Raw genomic sequence first — 4,451 nt, 5'->3', positions numbered from 1 at the left:
GGATGGCGGGTCAAGGGCAGACCATAGGCCGCAGTCCGACCGAAGGGAGGAACCGGGCGTAGGGCTGGGCGAAGCCGAACCCTTGACGCGACAGGAGCGGCCAGAGCCTTACGAGTGGGGGCAGGACAAGGGCAAAGCCCGCCAGGACTGCCCCCCGAGCCTCACGGCGGCGAGTGCGGGGCGTGGGGCAGCGCCCCACATTCGGCGGCTGGCAATTCAAGAACGACCGGCACCGGCGCAGGCAGTGGCGGGCATAGGTGCTCATCGCGGGGCATGAGCAGGTACAGCCCGCCATCGTCGGCAGGCCGGGAGCGGTAGCAGTTTGGCGGCTGCTGCTGGGTCATGAGCGGGGCAGGGTGACGAGCTTCGGAATGTCCACCGTGTCGGGGTCTACGTCGTCCAGAAAAGCGGGTTCAGTGGCCGGGGCTTGCAGGTCAAACAGCGCCCGATCATCGGCACGGGTTAGCGTGGTTTCCAGCATGGCGAGCAGCTTTTCTTTCGGCCACTCGCCGCGCTCCACTTTGGCGAGGATGGCGGCACCAACGAGGATTTTTTTCCGGGTGTCCTGCTGGCGTGTCATCTTGGAGGTGGCAGCGCGTTTTCTGGCTTCCACCTTCTGGCGTTGTGCTTTGGCCTGCTTGAGCTGGGTTTCCAGCTTTGTGATTTTGTCGTCGATTGCTGCCATGTCGTGCCCTCTTTGTCGGTGGATGGCCGCAATTTTAGCCCGCCGTGCTGGGGGTGCGCTAGCCGGAGCGGACGGGTAGAATACCCGGCAGCGACCACCCGCAGGCGAACAGCCAAGGGCGCACTTATGCAAACTTCGTTTGCGTGCGCCCCTTCGGGGAAAAACCAACAGCCGGAGCCGCGCCCGTGGCGATCTACCACCTATCCGTCAAAACGATAAGCCGCAGTGCTGGCCGGTCTGCGACCGCCGCCGCTGCTTATCGTGCCGGGGTGGAAATCACCGACGAGCGAACCGGCGAAATTCACGACTACACCCGAAAGGGTGGAGTCGAATCCGCCGCCCTCATCCTGCCGGACAACGCCCCCGAGTGGGCACGCGACCGCGCCCAACTCTGGAACGCCGCCGAGCAGGCTGAAAAGCGCAAAAACTCCACGGTAGCCCGTGAGTTTGAGATAGCCCTACCCGCCGAGCTTTCCCCCGAGCAGCGGGAAAAGCTGGCGCACGACTTCGCCCGCGAGCTGGTCAAGCGCCACGGCTGCGCCGCTGATGTCGCCATCCATGCCCCCGGCAAGGAAGGCGACAACCGCAACCACCACGCCCACATCCTGCTAACGACCCGCCGCCTTGAGCCGGACGGTTTCGGCGAGAAAACCCGCGAGCTGGACGACCAGAAAACGGGGAAGGTGCTTGTCACCGAATGGCGCGAGCGGTTCGCCACGCTCCAGAACGAGCGCCTACGCGAAGCGGGGCACTCGGTGCAGGTTGACCACCGCAGCCTAGAGGCGCAGGGCATCGAGCGGGAGGCGACCCGCCACCTTGGGCCGACGGCCACCGCCATCGAGCGACGCACCGGCCAGCCCAGCCACAAACGCCAGCAACACAACGAGGACGCGCTAGAGCGCCTCCAGCGTGCCCGCGATGCGGGCGAGTTGGAACGCCAAGGGAAGGAGGCCGACCGGTCAATCATCGACCTGAGTGGCGACCTTGAAGCGGCCAAGCGGGAGAGGGCAACCCAGCAGGAGCGCCAAGCCCGCGAGCGCGAGCAGGCCGAACACCAGCGCATCGAGCGCATGAACAGCACCGAGCTGGCCCACGAAATCGGGCGCATTCGGCCACCGAAGGCGCTTGACCTGGTAGAGCGTGATCGGGGCGTTTTGCAGGCAGAGCAAGAGCGGCAGGCGCTCCAGAACCGGCACACCGAAGCGGGCAGCGCCTCAGCCCGCGCCCGCGACCAGGCGCAGGAATGGCGCGAAGCGCACAAGGTGCAAGCCTGGCTGCACGACAAGGGCATAGGCCACGCGGCCAAGCTGCGCGAGCTGGAGGAACAGCGCGAGGCAAACCGGGCCGAGTGGCAGAAGCTGGGGCCGCAGATCGAGCAGGCAGGCTTGCAGGTGCAGCACCTGCGCAGCCAGGCACAGCAGCGCATCAGCGCCGAGCAAGCGCCGACGCTGGCCAAGGTGGCCGAGCTGGAGGAACTGCGCCGGGAGAAGGTGCGCCAGGAGTTCGAGCAGCAGAAGCGCCAGCAGGCCGAGAAGAAGGCCGAGCGCGAGCGCGAAGCCGTGCCCAAGGACTTTGCAGCAATGGCCGTCAAGCGCGAGATGAAGGCCGGAGGCTGGAGCGACCGGGGCGAGCAATGGAAGGCTGCGCCCGAGGGCTTGAAGAAGCTGATTGACGGCTACAACGCCGCGCCCAATGCGGCACGCCCGGCCATCCTTGAACGCATCTTGAGCGACGGCCAGCGCCGCGAGCAGGTGCGCGAGCTGCTGGCCGAGCAGCGGCAGCAGTACCGCGCCAACGACCGGGGCATGGAGCGGTAAAAATAATTCTTGCGTTATCTCTAACCCGTGTTATGATGTTATCTCTAACGGAGAAAACGCCATGACCGACGAAGCCCTGAACGCCCTTTTCGGCAAAGCCGATTATTCGCACATCGCCCACGATGCCACCGTTACCGTGAGCATCACCGCCGCCGAAATGGCCGCGCTGCTGGGCGCTTATGACCGTGGCCTAGACGCACTCGACCAGGACGAGCGCGACGGCCTGAACGCCGTTATCGGCAAGCTGAAAGATGAGCTGTGGCCATGAAGGACGCGAAGGACAAAAAGACCGGCGACCTCTTGGCGTCATCGAACAGCCGCCGACAGGCGGCCTATGCCGAGCGCCAGCGGGCACTAGGCCGGAAGAAGTTTTCATACTGGATGCGCCCGGACGAAGCCGAGCAGGTGGCCGCATTTTTGGAGCGGCTGCGGCCGCAGGAAGCAGAGCATGAAAAGCCTTGACGACTTGATAGCCCGCCTGCCGGCATTGCAGGAAAAAGCACGCCAGCGAGCCGCGCAGGAGCAGGCAAGCGCCCCGGCCAAGGTGGTGCAGCTTCCGCTATGGCCGGAGCCTGTCCGAGCGGTGCCGAACGGCTTCCTACGGTCGGCGTTGTTCGGTGCGATTGCCAAGGGCAAACGTCGGTACATCGACGGCGAGCAACTGGCCGCACTCGACGGGATCGAGATCCGATACACCGGCCAACGCCTCGACCAAGGGGATTTGGACGTGTGGGAAAGCGTGCTGCACGCCGTGCGCTTGCAGGAGTTGGGCAGTCAATGCCGCCTCACGTCCTATGGCCTGTTGAAACTCATGGGCAAGACCGACACCGGCAAGAACCGGGCAACGTTGCACAAGCGCATCACGCGGCTTCGAGCTGGAACCGTTGAGCTGAAACAAGGCCGGTACGTGTACATAGGCGGCCTGATTGGCGAGGCATTCAAGGACGAGGAAACGCAGGAATGGGTGATTGAGCTGAACCCGAAATTGCGAGCCTTGTACGGCGGCGACCAGTTCACACAGGTGGATTGGGGCGTGCGTCATGCGCTGGATGGCCGCCAGCTCGCGCAGTGGCTGCACGGCTTCTACGCCAGTCACGCCAAGCCGTTCCCGATGCGCATGGAAACGCTGCTCAAGCTGGCGGGCAGCGAGGACGCCAACCCGCGCAGCGCCCAGCAGACGCTACGCAAGGCGCTGGAGGCTGTGGCAGAGGCCAGCGAGGCCAACGGCGAGGGGTTTAGCTACGAGATTCGCGGCGACCTGGTGCACGTCGAAAAGAAGGCCAGCGGAACGCAGCGGCTGCACTTGGCCAAGAAGGCAGCGCAGCGCCGGAAGCCCCGCACCTGATACCGTTCCAGCGCCTGCCGGATACCGTTCCAGCGCCTGCCGGATACCGTTCCAGCGCCTGCCGGATACCGTTCCAGCGCCTGCCGGATACCGTTCCAGCGCCTGCCGGATACCGTTCCAGCGCCTGCACTATCCACAGGGCAAACAGGCCGTAAACCCCCGCCAGTGCTGGGTTTTATCCTTTGGCGAAAACGCGCCTAATCCTCTTTTAATCATTTATTAATCATCGCGTGCCCTGCACGGGGCACCCCTGCGGGGTTCCCCCACCGCTTCGCGGCGGCTCCCCTTCCCGCAAATCGTGGCCCCCAGAGGGGGCGAACTGGCCCCCAAATACCGGCTTACAGCCCGCGCCTAGGGCGCTCCTCGACGTGGGGCGTGCCGCCCCCCGGCCCCCCTGTGGCTGCGCCCCCTTGCGCGGCCTGAACGGCCACGCAGGCACCCCGCTATGGCTTGGCAATGAAAGGGGAGGGGCAGGAATGCGCAGGAACGGCCACAGGAAGCCCTAGGAGCCGCTTTGCAGGCTTCGGGGTACATCCGGCAGGGTTGGGGTGAGAAAACGCGCTGTAGGCCGTTTTAGGGCGTTTGGCGGGGTGTTTAGCGGATG

The 4,451-nt window shown here is 65.1% G+C and carries 5 protein-coding genes; 4 read left to right on the top strand and 1 reads right to left on the bottom strand.

Translation table 11 applies throughout. From position 1 onward, the window contains the following. Nucleotides 1-340: 340 nt before the first annotated feature. Nucleotides 341-685: a mobilization protein gene (locus tag HWV67_RS31500; RefSeq protein WP_175654064.1), complete on the bottom strand. Its 345-nt coding sequence runs from the start codon at nt 683-685 to the stop codon at nt 341-343. A gap of 185 nt (nt 686-870) precedes the next feature. Here HWV67_RS31500 and mobQ point away from each other — a divergent pair, with 185 nt between their 5' ends. The 4 genes from mobQ to trfA all read left to right on the top strand — a co-directional run bounded on the left by mobQ (nt 871) and on the right by trfA (nt 3,847). Continuing rightward, nucleotides 871-2,502 carry a MobQ family relaxase gene (gene mobQ / locus HWV67_RS31565; RefSeq protein ID WP_218585626.1) on the top strand — a complete coding sequence of 544 codons (1,632 nt, stop codon included), beginning with the start codon at nt 871-873 and terminating at the stop codon, nt 2,500-2,502. Between the two features lie 61 nt (nt 2,503-2,563). Further along, complete coding sequence (locus tag HWV67_RS31490) at nt 2,564-2,770, top strand: hypothetical protein (protein WP_103244886.1); 207 nt, start codon at nt 2,564-2,566, stop codon at nt 2,768-2,770. Further along, the gene (gene urfF, locus HWV67_RS31485; protein ID WP_103244884.1) at nt 2,767-2,964 is read left to right on the top strand and encodes a plasmid repression protein F; all 198 of its coding nucleotides are present in this window, start codon (nt 2,767-2,769) and stop codon (nt 2,962-2,964) included. The genes HWV67_RS31490 and urfF overlap by 4 nt, the downstream gene beginning before the upstream one ends. Beyond that, nucleotides 2,951-3,847, top strand: coding sequence for a plasmid replication initiator TrfA (gene trfA / locus HWV67_RS31480; RefSeq protein ID WP_103244882.1), 897 nt, complete (start codon nt 2,951-2,953; stop codon nt 3,845-3,847). The genes urfF and trfA overlap by 14 nt, the downstream gene beginning before the upstream one ends. Nucleotides 3,848-4,451 lie beyond the last annotated feature (604 nt).

Source organism: Pseudomonas sp. Marseille-P9899, from assembly GCF_903166565.1.
Classification (GTDB): Bacteria; Pseudomonadota; Gammaproteobacteria; order Pseudomonadales; family Pseudomonadaceae; genus Aquipseudomonas; species Aquipseudomonas huaxiensis.
This window is presented reverse-complemented; position numbering and strand designations above follow the sequence as displayed.

Bases quoted from the DNA above. Each gene is read 5' to 3' on its own strand.
- HWV67_RS31490 (WP_103244886.1), top strand. From the start codon at position 2,564: ATGACCGACGAAGCCCTGAACGCCCTTTTCGGCAAAGCCGATTATTCG.
- urfF (WP_103244884.1), top strand. From the start codon at position 2,767: ATGAAGGACGCGAAGGACAAAAAGACCGGCGACCTCTTGGCGTCATCG.
- HWV67_RS31500 (WP_175654064.1), bottom strand. From the start codon at position 685: ATGGCAGCAATCGACGACAAAATCACAAAGCTGGAAACCCAGCTCAAG.
- trfA (WP_103244882.1), top strand. From the start codon at position 2,951: ATGAAAAGCCTTGACGACTTGATAGCCCGCCTGCCGGCATTGCAGGAA.